Genomic DNA, 17,093 nt, shown 5'->3' with positions numbered 1-17,093 from the left:
TACTCTCATACACTTTTTAAGTGTAGATCAAATTGAATTATTCAACCGTAACTGACTTAGCTAAGTTACGCGGCTGATCTACATCGGTACCACGTAGTACAGCGACATGATAGGACAAAAGCTGCACAGGAATACTGTATACGATTGGTGATAATAGTGCTGAAACGCTCGGAACTTGAACGACGTGTTGGCGCTCTTTCTCCTTAATGCCACTATTTTCATCTGCAAATACAAACAGCTCACCACCACGTGCTTGAACCTCTTCCATATTTGATTTGAGCTTATCAAGCATGTCATCCTGAGGAGCAAGAATGACAACAGGCATATCATTATCAACTAAGGCCAATGGGCCGTGTTTCAACTCACCAGCTGCATAACCTTCAGCATGAATATATGAAATTTCTTTCAGCTTAAGCGCTCCTTCAAGCGCGATTGGGAACTGTGTTCCACGACCTAAAAATAGGCAATGTTGTTTTTCAACAAACAATTCAGATAGGCGTAAAATTTCTTTATCACATTGTAATGTATCAAGAATCACTTTAGGTGTATGCCACAATCCAGTAATGATTTCAGTTACTTGTTCATTAGAAATCGTTTGTTTAACTTGACCGAACTTAAGCACGAGAAGCATCAAGGCAGCAAGTTGTGTGGTGAATGCTTTGGTCGACGCAACCCCAATTTCTGGACCTGCTAATGTCAATAAGCTGTAATCTGTTTCACGCACCATGGAAGATGTTGCAACGTTACAGATCGTCATCGTGGTGATATTAATATTTTTCGCTTTGGCACGTTTTTGTGTATCACGAAGAGCAGCCAATGTGTCGGCAGTTTCACCTGATTGAGAAATACACACATAGAGTGTATTGTTCACGATGACTGGAGTGCGATAGCGGAACTCACTTGCAATTTCAACTTGGCAAGGTACATCAATCAGTTGTTCAAACCAATATTTTGCGATCATGCCTGCATGGTAACTGGTACCGCAAGCGATGATTTGAACTTGCTGAATCTGAGAAAAATCTTCTACAGCATTTGCAAGAAAATCATCACGTAAGTGATCGGCATTTAAGGCTTGAGAGATGGTTTGCTTGATCGCTTCGGGTTGCTCATAAATTTCTTTCAGCATGTAATGCTTGTATTCACCTTTTGAAGCATTACTCACTGTCGCATCAAGTTCTTTGACAGGGCGTTCAACGCGCTCACCTTGTACATAGACTTCAATCGTATCACGTGTTAAACGCGCAATATCACCTTCTTCAAGGTATATAAAACGATTGGTAATCGGTAATAGGGCCAATTGATCAGAACTGATAAAGTTCTCACCAATTCCCACGCCGATCACGAGCGGTGAACCTTCACGAACAGTGATCAATTCATTTGGGTAATCTGTATGTACGATACCGAGTGCAAATGCACCTTTGAGTTGAGGCACAACTTGTTCAACGGCTTTAAGCAGGTTAGGAGCAGACTTCAGTGCATCATGAACTAAGTGTGCAACAACTTCAGTATCTGTTTGGGATGTAAACACATATCCTAATGCTTCAAGATCATCTTTAAGCTCTTGGTAATTTTCAATAATACCGTTATGTACCACAGCGACTTGACCAGATATATGCGGATGTGCATTATTTTCTGTAGGTTTGCCATGAGTAGCCCAACGTGTATGTGCGATACCAAGCGCGCCAGTGATCGCTGCTTCTGAAACCGCTTCTTCAAGGTTGATAACTTTACCGACACGACGTTCACGTAAAACTTGACCTGCATTGATTAAAGCTAATCCCGCTGAGTCATAACCACGGTATTCAAGACGCTTTAAGCCTTCAATTAGAATATTCGTTATGCTTCGTTCTGCTACACCGCCGACGATACCACACATATTGTAATCCCCTTAATTCTTAATCTTTTGTGGACGTGGATAATTGTCTTTCACAAATTGTTTAGAGCGTTCTACGGCTAAACTATGATCATCCACATCACGAGTAATCGTCGATCCAGCACCAACTGTTGCACCATTACCAATTTTAACCGGCGCGACTAAAGAGCTGTTTGAACCTATAAAGGCTTGGTCACCAATGATCGTTTTAAACTTGTTGGCACCATCATAATTACATGTGATCGTACCCGCGCCGATATTTGAACCCTCACCCACTTCAGCATCACCTAAGTACGTAAAATGATTGGCTTTAGAGCCTAAACCAATGGTGGTGTTTTTCACTTCAACAAAGTTGCCAATGTGTACTTCATTTGCCAATTTAGCACCAGGGCGCAAACGTGCGAATGGTCCAATTTGAGTCTGCTCACCCACAATGGCTGAATCAAATACGCTATACGGTTGAACTTTCGTGCCTGCAGCAATTTTGGAGTTTTTAATTACACAGCCTGCACCGATTTCGACATTGTCACCAAGTTCACATTCGCCCTCGATAATGACATTGATATCGATACGTACATCTTGACCAACCTTGAGTGAACCTCGGAGATCGAAACGACTCGGGTCGATCAAATGTACACCTTGCTGCATCAGTAATTTCGCTTGGTAGTTTTGGTATTCTCTTTCCAATGCTGCCAATTGCACACGATCATTTACACCTTCAACTTCGAAAGCTAAAGCAGGTTCAACTGAGGCAATTTCGAGTCCATCGTCAATAGCCATTGCTACGATATCTGTTAAATAGTATTCGCCTTGCGCATTATTATTATTCAGACGTGGCAACCACTCGTGCAATTTGGCATTGCTTACTGCATAAATGCCAGTATTAATTTCTTGAATTAAACGTTGCGCTTCAGAAGCATCTTTATGTTCAACAATGGCTTGGATTTTACCATTTTCTCTCACGATACGACCGTAACCTGAAGCATCGTCTAGTGTAAGTGTGACTAAGCCAATACCTTTAGATTGTGTTGCTTCAAGTAATTTTTGTAATGTATCGGCTGTAATACAAGGCACATCGCCGGATAAAATTAAAGAAATACCATCTTTGGGTAATACAGGTAAGGTCATTTGAACAGCGTGACCTGTACCAAGTTGTTCAGCTTGTTCAACCCAGTCAATATTTTCTGTCGAAAATGCTTGTTTAACTAGAGCGCCGCCGTGACCGAAAATAGTAATAATATTTTCAGCTTGTATTTTTTTTGCGGTTTCAATGACATGCCCTAAGAGTGGACGTCCTGCTAAAGGTTGTAATACTTTTGGTAGTTTTGAACGCATTCGCGTCCCTTTACCTGCAGCAAGAATAACAACTGTGGTTGACATACAACATCCTTTCTTTGGAGCTTGGCTTAAGCCATATCAATATAGAGATAAATTATAATACAAAGTGCTGCCCACAGACCTGCGATCAGATCATCAAGCATAATGCCGAAACCACCGTCGACTTGACGATCAATGACGCGAATAGGCCAAGGTTTCCAAACATCAAAGAGACGGAAAAGTGCAAAACCAATAAAAAGCCATACCCAATTCATCAGGCCTAGATAGATTAAAGGGAGAAACGTGATCGATTGACCCGCAAATTCATCCCACACAATTCGTCCGTCATCATGGACGCGCATTATATCAGCAGCTCTTCCACAAATATATATCCCAATCAATGACATAACGATTATGGCAATCGTGCTATACAAAAAACCTATTGCCATGAAAGCAGGGATAAACAACAAGGCAAAAGCTGAACCAAAAGTACCAGGTGCTTTTGGCGCTAAACCAGAACCGAATCCAACGCCACAAAAAACAATGAAACGTTCAGACCAAGTCATCGTTTTAAAATTAATTGGTTGTTTTTGCAAAGTGCTGATATCCCTGTAATTCTAGTTCTTGTGGTTGTTGATGATGATAAAAATCTAATTGCTGTGTCTCTTTTACGACACCAATCACCGTGATCGGTGTATCGCAGTGTCGAGCTTTTAATTCATCCAAGGCAGGTAAAGGAATGGTAAAACACAATTCATAATCATCACCACCTGCTAAAGCCAATTTCCATTTTTGCTGATTGGACAATGCTTGTAAGGCAGGACTAAGTGGAAGTTGATCTAAGTGTAGGTCGGCACCAACATGAGATGCTTTGAGAATATGTCCTAAATCTTGTGCTAAACCATCGGATACGTCAATCATACTATGCGCCAATCCTTTAAGCGCTTGACCGAGTTCACAACGTGGAGTGGGATAATCGAGACGTTTTTTTAAAGCATGATCGGGATATTTTAATCCGAATGCAGCATCACCGACAGTGCCGGATACACAGATTAAATCACCTGCTTGAGCACCAGAACGTGGCACGGCTTTTCCAATATCCACCCAGCCTAGAGCGGTAACTGATAATGTGAGATGTGGGCTTTGCGTTGTGTCGCCGCCAATTAAACTTACTCCAAATTGATCGCAACAATCATACAAACCCTGACTAAACCCTTTTAGCCAGTGATGATCAATTTGGGGTAGGCTCAATGCCAAGAGAATGCTTTGAGGTTTTGCACCCATGGCTGCAATGTCTGAAAGATTCACAGCTACAGATTTCCATCCAATCGCATGGGGATCTGTATCGATGGGGAAATGTCGACCAGCAACGAGGGTATCGGCACAAATGACCAATTGTTGCTGTGGAGGCGGGGTGAGCAGGGCTGAGTCATCACCGACACCTAGATCGACTGAAGAATAACTCGGTCGATTGAAATAGGTGTCAATAATAGAAAACTCAGCCATTTCAACAACAACTTATTTTGCTTGTTGCTTTTCTGCTTCACGTAGGCTTTGTGCTAAACGGTCTAATACACCATTGATGTATTTGTGACTATCTGCACCGCCGAAGTGTTTAGCCAATTCAATTGCTTCATCGAGAACGACGCGATATGGAATTTCAAGATGCTCTTTCAATTCATACGCGCCAAGACGCAAAGTAGCTAATTCAACGCCGTCCAGTGCCGAGATCTCACGATCTAGTACTGGAATTAATAACGCATCCAATGCTTCATGATTTGCAATCACTTGTGTGAGCAACTCGTGATAATAGCTGAGATCCACTTTATGCATGGCATTTTCAGCACGTGTACGTGCTTCAATTTCATGCACAGGGTTGTGGCTCATTTGCCATTCATAAATCCCTTGTACAGCAAAACGACGTGCTTTGCGTTTAGCTGCATAAGTAGCTTGGAGTGTCTGCGACATGCTTTAGATCGCCTTTAGCAAGTTAACCATTTCAATTGCAGTCAAGGCAGCTTCGCCACCTTTATTACCTGCTTTTGTACCTGAACGCTCGATGGCTTGTTCAATGCTGTCTGTGGTCAATACGCCATTGATCACAGGTAAACCAGCTTCTAAACCAACAACACCAAGGCCTTTTGCACATTCACCAGCAACAAAGTCAAAGTGAGGAGTGCTACCGCGAATAACTGCACCAAGTGCAATTACCGCATCAAACTTACCAGAATTTGCGAGTTTTTTCGCCACAACCGGAAGTTCCCAAGCGCCTGGCGCGTGAACGACAGTGATATTATCGTCTTTAACACCATGTCGATGCAATGTATCAATTGCACCTTCTAATAAATGTTCAACAACAAAGCTGTTAAAACGACCAACTAGAATCGCGTAACGATCTTCGCTCGCGAGATGTAATAAACCTTCAATACGGCGAATCGCCATAGCAACCTCGATATTTAATAAGAGTTATGAATGAGAGCTCTGATCAGCTGTGATGTATTCGACCACTTCTAAATTAAAGCCAGACAATGCATTGAAGCGTAAAGGTGAGCTCAGGAGCTTCATTTTCTGTACGCCTAAATCACGTAAAATTTGTGCACCCACACCAATAGTTTGGTATTGCTGAGATAAGGCAGCATTTGACTTGGCTGGTTTTGGCGCAGTTAATGCTTCTAATGCTGGACCTAAATCAGACGGCTGACGTTGTCCAATCCATACCAAGACACCACGATCGCTTTGAGCAATTTCTTTTAAAGCACGATCTAAGTTCCAAGCTGCTTCACCATCTTGCTTATTAAGTTTTAATAAGTCTCGCGCTGGATTGAAGCCATGAACGCGAACAGTCGTCACACCTTCTTCAGGTTGACCTTTAACCAATGCCAAATGAATATCAGGATTCCCGACTTCACGATAACGGTAAAGATCAAAAGTACCATACTCGGTATCGAGTTTTTGTTGATCCAAACGCTCTACCGTTTGTTCATTGGTCATGCGGTAGTGAATAAGATCAGCAATTGTACCAATTTTTAGACCGTGTTTTTCAGCAAAAATTTCAAGGTCAGCACGACGGGCCATAGTCCCGTCTTCATTGATAATTTCACAAATCACAGAAGCTGGTTCAAGACCTGCAAGACGAGCTAAATCACAACCTGCTTCGGTATGACCTGCACGATGGAGCACACCACCTGGTTGTGCCATGAGTGGAAAAATATGGCCTGGCTGAACGATATCTGCTGGTTTTGCATGTGCCGCAACTGCTGTTTGAATCGTGTGCGCACGTTCTGCTGGAGAAATACCTGTAGAAATGCCATTTGCAGCTTCAATAGAAAGCGTGAAGTTTGTCCCGTGTTGAGCGCCATTCGCATCAACCATTAACGGTAAATTTAATTGTTTGCAGCGTTCACGACTTAACGTTAAGCAAACCAAGCCACGAGCATGCGTGATCATGAAATTAATGTCTTCAGGTCGTACGTGCGTTGCAGCAATAACGAGGTCGCCTTCATTTTCACGATCTTCATCATCCATCAGGATGACCATTTTTCCTGCACGGATATCTGCTACAAGTTCTTCTACAGTATTGAGCGACATCAACCTTCACCTTTTTGTTATGTCATTCTGACATTTGAATAAATTTGTTGCGCCATAGTCTAACGCTTTTTTAGCCAGTTTGCCTATGCTTATGACTGTACCATTCAACACAGTCCAACATACACCTTCATAGCACATTGAAAAGAGAGATAAAATTACCAAAAGAGCAATTTTGTATACAAACTAGACGCTTAGTCTAACTTTTCAGGACTGTGAGCTTTTAAAAAGAAAAACCAGATTTAACTTAGCATCAAATCTGGTTTACTTATTAAAATTTAATCTAATTAAGAGCTGATTGTACGATCCGTCGAGGAGCTTTGGGCTTTGCCTTTCAAAATCTCAGTACGGATATTTTGTGCGAGTTCGGCACAGGCTTCGTTCATACCATTAATCATGAAAGCGTGACGTGTTAACACACTGGTTGGATTCGGCATCGGAACCAATTGATAGCATTCACCAATATGCTTTAACTGATCGTGGGTCAAATATAGCGCCATTTCTTTCGCAATCAGGTGATGTGTGAGTCTTTCCGCCGCTTGTACTGAATCGAGTTGCATTGCCTCCACTGGTGCGGTTACTGCACAACGTGTTTGCAATACGAACCGTTTATCTTCACGGTAACGTTTATAGAGTACTTCTGACAATAATTGAAACACCGAACCAATCATTAAGATGCAAGCAATCGAGTTATTCTTGAGTGAAGAAATACTGATGACAGCGCCTTGTTGATCAAAACTACGATTCACAACGATATCATCAACATTCAAATGATAATGCGCTGTACACAGTTCGATGCTCTTATTTAAGAAAATTTGACATAAATTAAAATAAGGTAAAGAGACAGATTTGTTGACCGTATTAATTAATTGTTTCGGATCATAAAATTGGATATTCAGTGATAAAGCATCCTGATCTAACTGCAGAGTCGGTACTTTTGGCGTAATTGCAGCTTGTTCTTTATTTTGCTCTGGCGTATGAGGTTGTTTAGGCTGACTCTTTTCCAGTTCTAATGCTTCAGTGAGCAGCTTGATCTCATGACGTAAACGGGACTCATTATTTAATCTCGCAAGATATTCGCTACGCGTAGGGCGAGCAATGGCACGATAAGCCAACCATAATAAGCCATGAATAAAGAGTGACGAGAGGATCGCCAGCCATTGTGTTCTTAATATTTCACCGATACTTGGTTTAACCAATGTGATTTCCACACTGCCAATTTTCTTTTCATTTTGTAGTGCATCTCGAACGAAGATTTCACCCTGACGCGTCTTAGACAAGCCTGCAGTTGCGAGAACTTGATCTCCTGTGCCAAGAATACGTATATATGCAACACTTGGATTCGTTGCATAGCGGTTGGCTAATAATGCAAGAGATACAGTATTGGCAGGTTCAAGTTCAGTTAAGCTATCTGCGACCAGTTGAGTCGTCATTAGCAAACCTTGGCTTGCACGGTTTTCATTTAATTGATGTGTCGTTGCAATAACCAATAAAAAGGTATGCAAGGCAAAACTTACAATCAGCAGGCTAGCAAATAGCCCTTGTCTAGGCGCATTCAACGTAAACTTCCAAAGAAAATTAATTCAATTTCGATTATGATTCTTACAATATTCGTAGCTCAGACCCGAGTCAATTCATGCGAGAAATCATTCTTATTTCATTTTTAGGACCTGACCAACCGAATCAGTTTACTCGATTGATGCAGGTGTTGTCCGTACATTCTTTGCAAATTTTAGATGTAGGACAAGCAGTTATCCATAACCAATTGACTCTCGGCATCGTGGTTGCTTCCGAAGACCAGACAGCAACGGCTTTGGCCATGAAAGATATTCTGATTTTAGCACACGATATTGGTCTTACTGTGCGCTTTAAACCGATCGATTCAGAAGATTATGAGCAATGGGTGAAAGAGGGTGGACGTACACGATATATCGTGACGGCATTGGCACCTGAACTTACTGCAGCACATTTGCAAGCAGTGACTAATATTGTTTCAAGTCAAGGGTTTAATATTGAAACAGTCACTCGTTTGTCTGGTCGCCCAACGTTGAATCATTTTGAAAATGAACCAAAACGTGCTTGTGTGCAATTTGGTTTGAGCGGTCAGATGTTAGATGCTGCAACGATGCGAGCGGCATGTTTAAGTTTATCAAATGACCTTAGTGTCGATGTTGCAGTACAAGAAGACACGCCGTACCGTCGTAATCGTCGTTTAGTTTGCTTTGATATGGATTCAACGCTGATCGAACAAGAAGTGATTGATGAGCTTGCAATTGAAGCAGGTGTCGGTGCACAAGTCGCAGAAATTACTGAGCGTGCTATGCAAGGTGAGCTGGACTTTCAGAGCAGTTTCCGTGCGCGTGTGGCGCTACTGAAAGGTATGGATGCTTCTGTATTGCCTAAAATTGCAGAACGTTTAACGATTACTGAAGGTGCAGAACGTCTTATTTCAACCCTGAAATCTTTGGGTTATCGTACGGCTATTTTATCTGGTGGCTTCCAATACTTCGCTGAATATTTACAAGCAAAACTTGGGATTGATGAAGTTCATGCCAATATCTTGGATGTTCAAGATGGGCAGGTCACTGGCGAAGTTAAAGGGCATATTGTGGATGGCGCTCGTAAAGCATTTTTATTAGGCCAAATTGCGGATGAAATGGGCATTTCACTTGAGCAAACGATTGCAGTAGGTGATGGTGCGAATGATTTGCCAATGCTCTCTATAGCGGGCTTGGGCGTTGCATTCCGTGCTAAACCATTGGTGCGTCAAAATGCAAATCAAGCCATCTCAAGTGTTGGTTTGGATGGTGTTCTGTACCTGTTAGGTGTACATGATAAAGATTTAAGTCGAGCTTAAAATCAAAAAAAGCTTATTAAAAAGGCGACCAAATGGTCGCTTTTTTTTATCTAAGTGAATCATTCTTAGACAAATTTTAATCAGCTAAGTTCAGACGAAAAAACAGATGGTCATCATCGAAAAAAAGATGTTTTTGACAAAAAATTACGAGGTATTTTTTTGTAATGACACGCCAAGTTTGACTGATTCTGACTCTATGAAAAATGTCTAATCTTAAAAAATGTAATGACAAAAGAATGTTGCGACAATATGTGTCGCTTACAAAAGCATCAGGTCTTTTTTTCTGAAAAAAACTCACCATAATGCTTTCATAGACGCCAACAAGACCATTGAAGAAAGTGAAGCGTTATTTAATTTGTTGTGAAACACCATTAGGCAGTATTTGAAACATCTAAATTTTGACGGAGATTTTTATGGTCACTTTAACTTTTGCAACGATACTCGGATTTGCTCTGATCGCTGTAGCATTGGCGGCCGTATTCTTTTCACCTTATCGTCATTGGCTAGGGTTTATGTTGGCGGGTATGGTCTTCTGGGGTTTACTTGAAGGTATTCGTTATAGTGTCCAACACGTATTTGACATGTCTTTGGCATATAGTTATTTAACAGCGATTAGCTTAGCCATGGTGGCTTTAACGGCTTTCCTACTTCGCGAAGATAGTCGTGCGCAAAAGGCTTTAGAAAATCGTCGTTATATTGAACATACTCCTGTATATGAGGACGATTAAATCCTACTCATGACAAATGATATGTAGACCAAAACTGCGTGGTAACAATTTTATATTTAAAGGTGTATCAAAATGATATACCTTTTTTTTGCCTATACGTTTTGTTTAACAAAGCTGCATTTCCTTACTTATAAGATATGCTAGGATGAATCAATTATTTTTGATATTAAAAAAACGGACTTAAATTGTCATGAAACTATCTTCAATACCTGTTGTGAAATTACCTATCGTTGATGCAAGCACAGATCCACTAGACCTTTTGGTGTTAGGTTTGGCGTTGCGTATGAAACAATTGTCACGTACGAGTCCAAAATTTATTGAGTTAATTCATGATCGTCAGTTCCGTATTCAAATTGGTACAGATCTCGGTGTTGCACGTCAGATTTTAGTCAACAATGGTCAGATTGATTCTGTTTCAGGTGATGCAGAGAAAGCAGATTTCGTACTTCAGTTTGCTGATAGCGAGCAAGGTGTTAAAACCCTGATGAAAGGTGATCCAACTGCATTCATGACGGGTATGCAAAATGGCAGTATTAAAATGGAAGGTGATTTCAGCTTATTGGTATGGTTTAACCAAGTCGCTAAATTAATTCCACCAAAAATTCCTAAACCTGTAAAAGAAAAAATACAATTTGCTCGTCAATTTATTAAAGAAAAGACAGGTAAGTAATACAGCACCTAAATACGGACTTTTCTCGTTTTGATTCTAGAGATGAGTATTGAAATGCAAGAAAAAAAGCCCTCATCAGAGGGCTTTTCTAGTCATTCAGCTTCAAGATTAAAGGTTACCGGACCATCATTGATGAGATGTACTTTCATATCCGCTGCAAAGATTCCTGTTTGTACATGTTCAAACTGAGATTTTGCGTATTCAACTAACTGTTCATACAGTTCTTTTGCTTCGAGAGGCGGCATTGCAGGGCCGAAGTCAGGACGCAAACCTTTTTGGGTTTGTGCCATCAGGGTAAATTGCGAGACTAATAATAATCCGCCTCCGGCTTGGCTAAGATTCCAACCCATTTTTCCTTGGTCATCATCAAAAAAACGGTATTTTAAAATCTTATCGATGAGCTTCTTACCTTTTTCAAAGTTATCTTCTTTGCCAATACCAATAAAAACTAAAATCCCTTTTTCGATTTGACCAGTAATCTCACCATCCACAACGACTTTCGCTTCAAGGACGCGTTGGAGTAAAGCACGCATAATTCAACCAAGTTTGATGTTTTTTAATTCAAATGAATTGTATCAAATTGGAAAAAAGAAAAGGGATAAAGTCGTCATCTATCCTAATAACTCATTGATAAAAAAATAATTAATTGGAGTATATACTTTTGATCTAATAAAGCGATTGAAATAATAAAAATTAACCTTTTTACCAATTTTGTTAAAGAAGGTAATTTACGCGTGCAGGAAAGGTAAATTTGAGAGAGAAAACGATGTTTAAGCGTTCAATGTTGGTTGCAATGCTTGCAACTGCGACAGCAGCATCAGCTGCACCATTGACAAAAGATAACGGCGCACCAGTGGGTGATAACCAAAATTCAATCACTGCAGGTCCAAATGGTTCTGTATTATTACAAGATGTACAGTTGATTCAAAAACTTCAACGTTTCGGTCGTGAGCGTATCCCTGAGCGTGTTGTACACGCACGTGGTACGGGAGCTTATGGTGAATTCGTTGCAACTAAAGATTTATCAGATCTTACTATTGCTTCACTTTTCAAAGCAGGTACGAAAACTCCAGTATTCTTACGCTTCTCTACAGTAATTCATGGTAAGCATTCTCCAGAAACTTTACGTGACCCACATGGCTTCGCAATTAAGTTTTATACTCAAGAAGGTAACTGGGATTTAGTTGGTAACCAAACGCCTGTATTCTTCATTCGTGATGCGATCAAGTTCCCAGACTTCATCCACGCAATGAAACCAAGCCCAATTGACAACGTTCAAGACGCTAATCGCGTATTTGACTTCTTGTCTAGCCAGCCATGGGCAACAAATATGTTGACTTATGTATATGGTAACCAAGGTGTTCCTACGAGCTACCGTGAACAAGACGGTTTCGGTGTACATGCATTTAAATTGTACAACGACAAAGGCGAATATAAATACGTTAAATTTAACTTCCGTTCTAAGCAAGGTGTTAAAGGTCTAAACGTTAAAGAAGCTGCTGAATTACAAGGTAAAGACTTCAACCACTTAACGAATGATCTTTATAAGAACATCAATGCGGGCAATTTCCCGAAATGGGATCTTTATATCCAAGTATTGGATCCTAAAGATTTGAATAGCTTCGATTTCGATCCACTTGATCCAACTAAAATCTGGCCTACTGATTTAGTACCAGAAACAAAAGTAGGTACGTTAACGCTTAACCGTATGCCTAAAAACTTCTTCCAAGAAACGGAACAAGTGGCAATGGCTCCGGGTAACTTAGTACCAGGTATCGAGCCATCAGAAGACCGCTTACTTCAAGGTCGTATCTTCTCTTACTCTGATACACAAATGTACCGTTTGGGTGCAAATCACCAGCAAATTCCAGTAAACCGTCCATTGGTAAATGTGAACAACAATAACCAAGATGGTTATATGAATGTTGGTGCAACTTCATCTAACGTGAACTATGAACCAAGTCGTATTGAACCAAAACCATCTACAGCGAAAGCTCGTGCTGTTGAAACTCCACTTTCTGGCACAGTTCAGCAACGTGGTGTGAAAGAGCAAAACTTTAAGCAAGCGGGTGATTTATACCGTTCATACTCTGCTAAAGAGAAATCTGACCTCATTATGAACTTAGCAGCTGATCTTGGTAACGTAAAAGATTCAGAAACTAAACACATCATGTTGTCTTATTTCTATAAAGCAGATGCGGATTACGGCACACGTATGACTAAAGCTGTAAACGGTAACTTAGCGACTGTTAAAGCGAAAGCGGCAGCTTTAAAAGACTAATCAAGATTAGTCCTTGAATTGGTGATTAGGGTCTAAGGTGTCACCTCAAAAAAGTCCTGTAAAACTCAATTCCTTTCCTGCAACCCTAGGGGAGTTTTACAGGCACTCGTTATCGAATTTAAACTCAGGTGAGGGAAGAATGAAAAATATTGTATATAGTTTATTAATCGCTTTACTGAGTTTAAGTTCAGTAATGCTTCACGCTCAAACGACGTCTGTCAGTAGCTCACAACAATCAGATCAGAAAGAAGTGATTGACTTATTTTTTGCAGCAGCGAAAACAGGAAACAAAGAAGTTATTCATGAATTTTTGAAACATGGGTTTCCAGTCAATATTAAAAACCATGCTGGTTTTACACCATTAATGATGGCGACCTACTATGGTCATCAAGATATTGTAACGACTCTATTGGAAAACGGCGCAGACCGCTGTGCTCGTGATAATAAGGGTAATACAGCTTTGATGGGTGCTATCTTTAAGCTTGAATGGTCGATTGCCAAACAATTACGCCAGGTCGATTGTGATGCTCAAGCAAAACAGACAGGACACAAGACCACAGAAGAATTCGCAAAAGTTATTGGGCAAGATAAAGCATTGAAAGCTTTGACTGAGTCATATAGTCAAGACAATGCAAAAAAATAATCAGTTTAAGTTTTAGTAATTAGTCGAATAATCTTCGACAATTACTAAAACGAGCTATGAATTGCAACAAAATGTGCTTTAATGCAATAAGTTGCTAAAAACTGAAAAATAATATGTCTGCCATTATTCAATCCTTACTTGATACTGACTTGTATAAATTCACGATGTTACAAGTGGTATTACATCAATTTCCTCAAACGGATAGTGTCTATCAATTTCGTTGTCGTAACCTTGAAGATACAGCCTATCCACTCGTGGATATATTAGAGGAACTGAACGAACAGTTAGATTTACTGTGTCAGCTCAAATTTAAAGAAGATGAATTACAATATTTAAGAAGTTTACGCTTTATTAAAAGTGATTTTGTAGACTATTTAGAATTATTCCAACTTAAGCGCCGCTTTATTAAAGCCAGTATCGATGATCAAGGTCGTTTAGATATTCGTATCGAAGGACCTATGGTTCAAGCAATGATGTTTGAAATTTTCGTGCTTGCAATCGTCAATGAACTCTATTTTCGTCGTATTCGCGATGAGCAGGTATTGGCAGAAGGAGAGCGCCGTCTTAAAGCTAAAATTGAATTGTTGAAACACTATGAAAGTAGTCAACAACCGAATGATCCACCATTTCTTGTTTCCGATTTTGGAACACGCCGTCGCTATAGTTTTGACTGGCAGAAACACGTGGTGGAAGAGTTTAATAAGGCTGCACCACATATTTTTCGTGGCACCAGTAATGTTTTATTGGCAAAGCAGTTGGGTATTACACCCATTGGTACGATGGCACATGAATTTTTACAAGCTTTCCAAGCACTTGATGTTCGCTTACGTGATTTCCAAAAAGCTGCACTTGAAACTTGGGTGCAGGAATATCGCGGAGATTTAGGCATTGCACTGACAGATGTTGTTGGTATGGATGCATTCCTAAGAGACTTTGATTTGTATTTTGCCAAACTATTTGATGGTCTACGACATGACAGTGGTGACCCATATGCGTGGGGCGATAAAGCCTACGCACATTATAAAAAGTTAAAAATTGACAGCAAAACTAAAATGCTCACTTTCAGTGATGGTCTAAACTTAGAGAAGGCATGGGATTTGCATCAATATTTTAAAGATCGTTTCCAAGTCAGTTTCGGGATTGGTACTAACCTCACCAATGATATGGGACAAACTGCTTTGAATATTGTTCTAAAGTTAGTCGAATGCAATGGTCAATCGGTAGCTAAACTCTCTGATAGTCCAGGAAAAACGATGACTGATAATGATACCTTCCTCGCATATTTGCGTCAGGTATTTGATGTTGAGTCTCCTTAATCATAATTTCCCTTTTCTGATTTTTTGCTAATACCATGCAAAAAATCAGAATAATTTTGAAAAAGTCTTGTGCTAAGATTTGAACAAGGCCAATAGAACTATTCAATAAATATGACCACTAACGCTTTTGATTTCGGTCTGCTCATTGAAGCAGAACAACTTGTTCCTCATTTAGGAAGTGAAAAGTTACGTATTGTTGATTTGACCCGAAGTTCGGTCTATGAGCAATTACATATTCCGCATGCTATACATCTGAAGCCAAAATTTTTAGTGCGCCAAGAGGAACAAGCTACGGGTTTATTGCCTGATGATGAAGGGCTTCAGCAGCTAGTCCAGATATTAAACATATCACCTGAGCATCATGTCGTGGTCTATGATGATGAAGGTGGGGCATGGGCTGGTCGACTGATATGGAATCTACACTGTATGGGTTTTTATAACACCAGTTTATTAAATGGTGGTATTCATGCATGGTTAGGCGCCAACTATCCTACTTCTTCAGAAGTTGAAGAGGTTCAGCCAGTCACATGTCTTTTTCAAGTTAAGATATCCAATGTTGATCAACACCGTATTGATTATTCAACTTTGATAAAAAAAATTGAAAATAAAACTTGCCAAGTATGGGATTGCCGAACGGCTGAGGAGTATACCGGGCAACGTCTCGCGGCACGTCGTGGGGGACATATTCCAACGGCTAGACATTTTGAGTGGAGTACTGCACTTAATCGTCAAAATCATTTAAAATTGCACCCCTTAGAACGCACGCAACAACGTTTAGAACAATTGGGCTTTCAATTTGATCAGCCAGTCGTCGTATATTGTCAGTCTCATCACCGTTCAGGTTTAGCTTACATTATTGGTCGATTACTGGGTTGGGATATCCAAGCTTATGATGGTGCGTGGAGCGAGTGGGGCAACCGCCTCGACAGTCCAATCATTACTGGAGAGTCACCTGAGTGAGTCTGACAAATTTAAAAAAGAAACTATTTATTCAAGCGCAGCAAATCGTCCCGCAACAAAAACTCAGCCGTTTGGTGGGTAAAGTCGCAGCCAGTGAAAACCCAGTATTAAAGAATGTTGTCATTCAAGCATTTAAAGCAAAATATGGCATTGATATGTCAATTGCTGAGCAACAAAATGCCTTGAAATTTAAATCCTTTAATGAGTTTTTCACTCGCTCTTTGAAAACAGGCGTTCGTTCAATTGATCCTAATCCTAAAAGTGTCGTGTCACCTGCAGACGGTGCAATTTCACAATTAGGTAAAATCAATGAGGGCGATATTTTTCAGGCAAAAGGTCAAAGCTTTTCAGTTGAAAAGTTAATTGGTGATCCTCAATTGGCAGCACCATTCAAAAATGGTGAATTTGCAACAGTGTACTTATCACCGCGTGATTATCATCGTGTGCATATGCCTTATTCTGGTACATTGACTGAAACTTTATATATTCCAGGTGAATTATTTTCAGTCAACCAAACTACAGCTGAAAATATTCCGGGTTTGTTTGCACGTAATGAACGAATGGTATGTTTATTCGATACTGATATTGGTCGTATGGCTGTTGTTTTAGTTGGCGCAATGATTGTTGCTGGAATTGAAACTGTTGCGACAGGTAAAGTAAAACCAACAGGTCGCTTAGAGCTGAACCATCATGCGATGAAACTTGAAAAAGGTGATGAGCTCGGACGTTTTTATTTGGGTTCAACGGCTGTAGTTTTGTTTGAGAAAGATAAAATGCAATGGGACCAAGCATTTAAGGCGAACTCAACTGTAGTAATGGGTGAAGCGTTGGGTCATCTTATTTGAGTATATCTTTTGAATAAG

The 17,093-nt window shown here is 40.2% G+C and carries 17 protein-coding genes; 8 read left to right on the top strand and 9 right to left on the bottom strand.

The window, feature by feature from the left end; all coding sequences use genetic code 11:
* Positions 1-37: 37 nt before the first annotated feature.
* From glmS to AC1M9N_RS04875, 8 genes are all read right to left on the bottom strand, one after another.
* The gene (gene glmS / locus AC1M9N_RS04910) at positions 38-1,876 is read right to left on the bottom strand and encodes a glutamine--fructose-6-phosphate transaminase (isomerizing) (protein WP_035264843.1); all 1,839 of its coding nucleotides are present in this window, start codon (positions 1,874-1,876) and stop codon (positions 38-40) included.
* Positions 1,877-1,888: 12 nt separating this feature from the next.
* Positions 1,889-3,253 carry a bifunctional UDP-N-acetylglucosamine diphosphorylase/glucosamine-1-phosphate N-acetyltransferase GlmU gene (gene glmU, locus AC1M9N_RS04905; RefSeq protein ID WP_481592787.1) on the bottom strand — a complete coding sequence of 455 codons (1,365 nt, stop codon included), beginning with the start codon at positions 3,251-3,253 and terminating at the stop codon, positions 1,889-1,891.
* A gap of 26 nt (positions 3,254-3,279) precedes the next feature.
* Positions 3,280-3,756, bottom strand: coding sequence for a phosphatidylglycerophosphatase A family protein (locus AC1M9N_RS04900; RefSeq protein ID WP_081403227.1), 477 nt, complete (start codon positions 3,754-3,756; stop codon positions 3,280-3,282).
* Between the two features lie 10 nt (positions 3,757-3,766).
* Positions 3,767-4,696, bottom strand: coding sequence for a thiamine-phosphate kinase (thiL, locus tag AC1M9N_RS04895; RefSeq protein WP_481954342.1), 930 nt, complete (start codon positions 4,694-4,696; stop codon positions 3,767-3,769).
* Positions 4,697-4,708: 12 nt separating this feature from the next.
* The gene (nusB, locus tag AC1M9N_RS04890) at positions 4,709-5,158 is read right to left on the bottom strand and encodes a transcription antitermination factor NusB (RefSeq protein ID WP_035264834.1); all 450 of its coding nucleotides are present in this window, start codon (positions 5,156-5,158) and stop codon (positions 4,709-4,711) included.
* 3 nt (positions 5,159-5,161) lie between these two features.
* The gene (gene ribH / locus AC1M9N_RS04885; protein ID WP_035264832.1) at positions 5,162-5,632 is read right to left on the bottom strand and encodes a 6,7-dimethyl-8-ribityllumazine synthase; all 471 of its coding nucleotides are present in this window, start codon (positions 5,630-5,632) and stop codon (positions 5,162-5,164) included.
* Positions 5,633-5,656: 24 nt separating this feature from the next.
* Positions 5,657-6,778, bottom strand: a complete 1,122-nt coding sequence (ribBA, locus tag AC1M9N_RS04880; RefSeq protein WP_035264829.1) for a bifunctional 3,4-dihydroxy-2-butanone-4-phosphate synthase/GTP cyclohydrolase II — start codon at positions 6,776-6,778, stop codon at positions 5,657-5,659.
* Positions 6,779-7,062: 284 nt separating this feature from the next.
* Positions 7,063-8,334: a hypothetical protein gene (locus tag AC1M9N_RS04875; protein ID WP_092766563.1), complete on the bottom strand. Its 1,272-nt coding sequence runs from the start codon at positions 8,332-8,334 to the stop codon at positions 7,063-7,065.
* A gap of 77 nt (positions 8,335-8,411) precedes the next feature.
* Between AC1M9N_RS04875 and serB the strand changes: the two genes are divergently transcribed.
* From serB to AC1M9N_RS04860, 3 genes are all read left to right on the top strand, one after another.
* Positions 8,412-9,632: a phosphoserine phosphatase SerB gene (gene serB / locus AC1M9N_RS04870; RefSeq protein ID WP_035264823.1), complete on the top strand. Its 1,221-nt coding sequence runs from the start codon at positions 8,412-8,414 to the stop codon at positions 9,630-9,632.
* Positions 9,633-10,045: 413 nt separating this feature from the next.
* On the top strand, positions 10,046-10,360 hold the full coding sequence (aciT, locus tag AC1M9N_RS04865; protein WP_035264816.1) for a ciprofloxacin tolerance protein AciT: 315 nt from the start codon (positions 10,046-10,048) through the stop codon (positions 10,358-10,360).
* Between the two features lie 190 nt (positions 10,361-10,550).
* Positions 10,551-11,030 (top strand): SCP-2 sterol transfer family protein, encoded by a 480-nt coding sequence (locus AC1M9N_RS04860; protein ID WP_092766561.1) that lies wholly within the window; start codon positions 10,551-10,553, stop codon positions 11,028-11,030.
* A gap of 92 nt (positions 11,031-11,122) precedes the next feature.
* On the opposite strand, the gene dtd is transcribed toward AC1M9N_RS04860, so the two are convergent.
* Complete coding sequence (gene dtd / locus AC1M9N_RS04855; protein WP_481954341.1) at positions 11,123-11,563, bottom strand: D-aminoacyl-tRNA deacylase; 441 nt, start codon at positions 11,561-11,563, stop codon at positions 11,123-11,125.
* A 233-nt stretch (positions 11,564-11,796) separates the two neighbouring features.
* Between dtd and AC1M9N_RS04850 the strand changes: the two genes are divergently transcribed.
* From AC1M9N_RS04850 to asd, 5 genes are all read left to right on the top strand, one after another.
* A complete protein-coding gene (locus AC1M9N_RS04850) occupies positions 11,797-13,311 on the top strand; it encodes a catalase (RefSeq protein WP_481954340.1) in 1,515 nt (504 codons plus the stop codon).
* 139 nt (positions 13,312-13,450) lie between these two features.
* Entirely contained in the window at positions 13,451-13,954 is a 504-nt protein-coding gene (locus AC1M9N_RS04845) for an ankyrin repeat domain-containing protein (protein WP_180028377.1), read from the top strand.
* 113 nt (positions 13,955-14,067) lie between these two features.
* The gene (gene pncB / locus AC1M9N_RS04840; RefSeq protein ID WP_481591976.1) at positions 14,068-15,270 is read left to right on the top strand and encodes a nicotinate phosphoribosyltransferase; all 1,203 of its coding nucleotides are present in this window, start codon (positions 14,068-14,070) and stop codon (positions 15,268-15,270) included.
* Positions 15,271-15,381: 111 nt separating this feature from the next.
* Positions 15,382-16,230, top strand: a complete 849-nt coding sequence (locus tag AC1M9N_RS04835) for a sulfurtransferase (protein WP_481591975.1) — start codon at positions 15,382-15,384, stop codon at positions 16,228-16,230.
* Positions 16,227-17,075, top strand: a complete 849-nt coding sequence (gene asd, locus AC1M9N_RS04830; RefSeq protein WP_035264801.1) for an archaetidylserine decarboxylase — start codon at positions 16,227-16,229, stop codon at positions 17,073-17,075. The genes AC1M9N_RS04835 and asd overlap by 4 nt, the downstream gene beginning before the upstream one ends.
* Positions 17,076-17,093 lie beyond the last annotated feature (18 nt).

It is taken from the genome of Acinetobacter sp. ANC_7655, from assembly GCF_056784015.1.
Note: the sequence above shows the minus strand (reverse complement) of the source record. Positions and strands in the feature narration are given on the sequence as shown.

What these genes read in the sequence shown, in the direction of transcription:
- glmS (WP_035264843.1), bottom strand. Translation starts at nt 1,876, where the DNA reads ATGTGTGGTATCGTCGGCGGTGTAGCAGAACGAAGCATAACGAATATT.
- glmU (WP_481592787.1), bottom strand. Translation starts at nt 3,253, where the DNA reads ATGTCAACCACAGTTGTTATTCTTGCTGCAGGTAAAGGGACGCGAATG.
- AC1M9N_RS04900 (WP_081403227.1), bottom strand. Translation starts at nt 3,756, where the DNA reads ATGACTTGGTCTGAACGTTTCATTGTTTTTTGTGGCGTTGGATTCGGT.
- thiL (WP_481954342.1), bottom strand. Translation starts at nt 4,696, where the DNA reads ATGGCTGAGTTTTCTATTATTGACACCTATTTCAATCGACCGAGTTAT.
- nusB (WP_035264834.1), bottom strand. Translation starts at nt 5,158, where the DNA reads ATGTCGCAGACACTCCAAGCTACTTATGCAGCTAAACGCAAAGCACGT.
- ribH (WP_035264832.1), bottom strand. Translation starts at nt 5,632, where the DNA reads ATGGCGATTCGCCGTATTGAAGGTTTATTACATCTCGCGAGCGAAGAT.
- ribBA (WP_035264829.1), bottom strand. Translation starts at nt 6,778, where the DNA reads ATGTCGCTCAATACTGTAGAAGAACTTGTAGCAGATATCCGTGCAGGA.
- serB (WP_035264823.1), top strand. Translation starts at nt 8,412, where the DNA reads ATGCGAGAAATCATTCTTATTTCATTTTTAGGACCTGACCAACCGAAT.
- aciT (WP_035264816.1), top strand. Translation starts at nt 10,046, where the DNA reads ATGGTCACTTTAACTTTTGCAACGATACTCGGATTTGCTCTGATCGCT.
- AC1M9N_RS04860 (WP_092766561.1), top strand. Translation starts at nt 10,551, where the DNA reads ATGAAACTATCTTCAATACCTGTTGTGAAATTACCTATCGTTGATGCA.
- dtd (WP_481954341.1), bottom strand. Translation starts at nt 11,563, where the DNA reads ATGCGTGCTTTACTCCAACGCGTCCTTGAAGCGAAAGTCGTTGTGGAT.
- AC1M9N_RS04850 (WP_481954340.1), top strand. Translation starts at nt 11,797, where the DNA reads ATGTTTAAGCGTTCAATGTTGGTTGCAATGCTTGCAACTGCGACAGCA.
- AC1M9N_RS04845 (WP_180028377.1), top strand. Translation starts at nt 13,451, where the DNA reads ATGAAAAATATTGTATATAGTTTATTAATCGCTTTACTGAGTTTAAGT.
- pncB (WP_481591976.1), top strand. Translation starts at nt 14,068, where the DNA reads ATGTCTGCCATTATTCAATCCTTACTTGATACTGACTTGTATAAATTC.
- AC1M9N_RS04835 (WP_481591975.1), top strand. Translation starts at nt 15,382, where the DNA reads ATGACCACTAACGCTTTTGATTTCGGTCTGCTCATTGAAGCAGAACAA.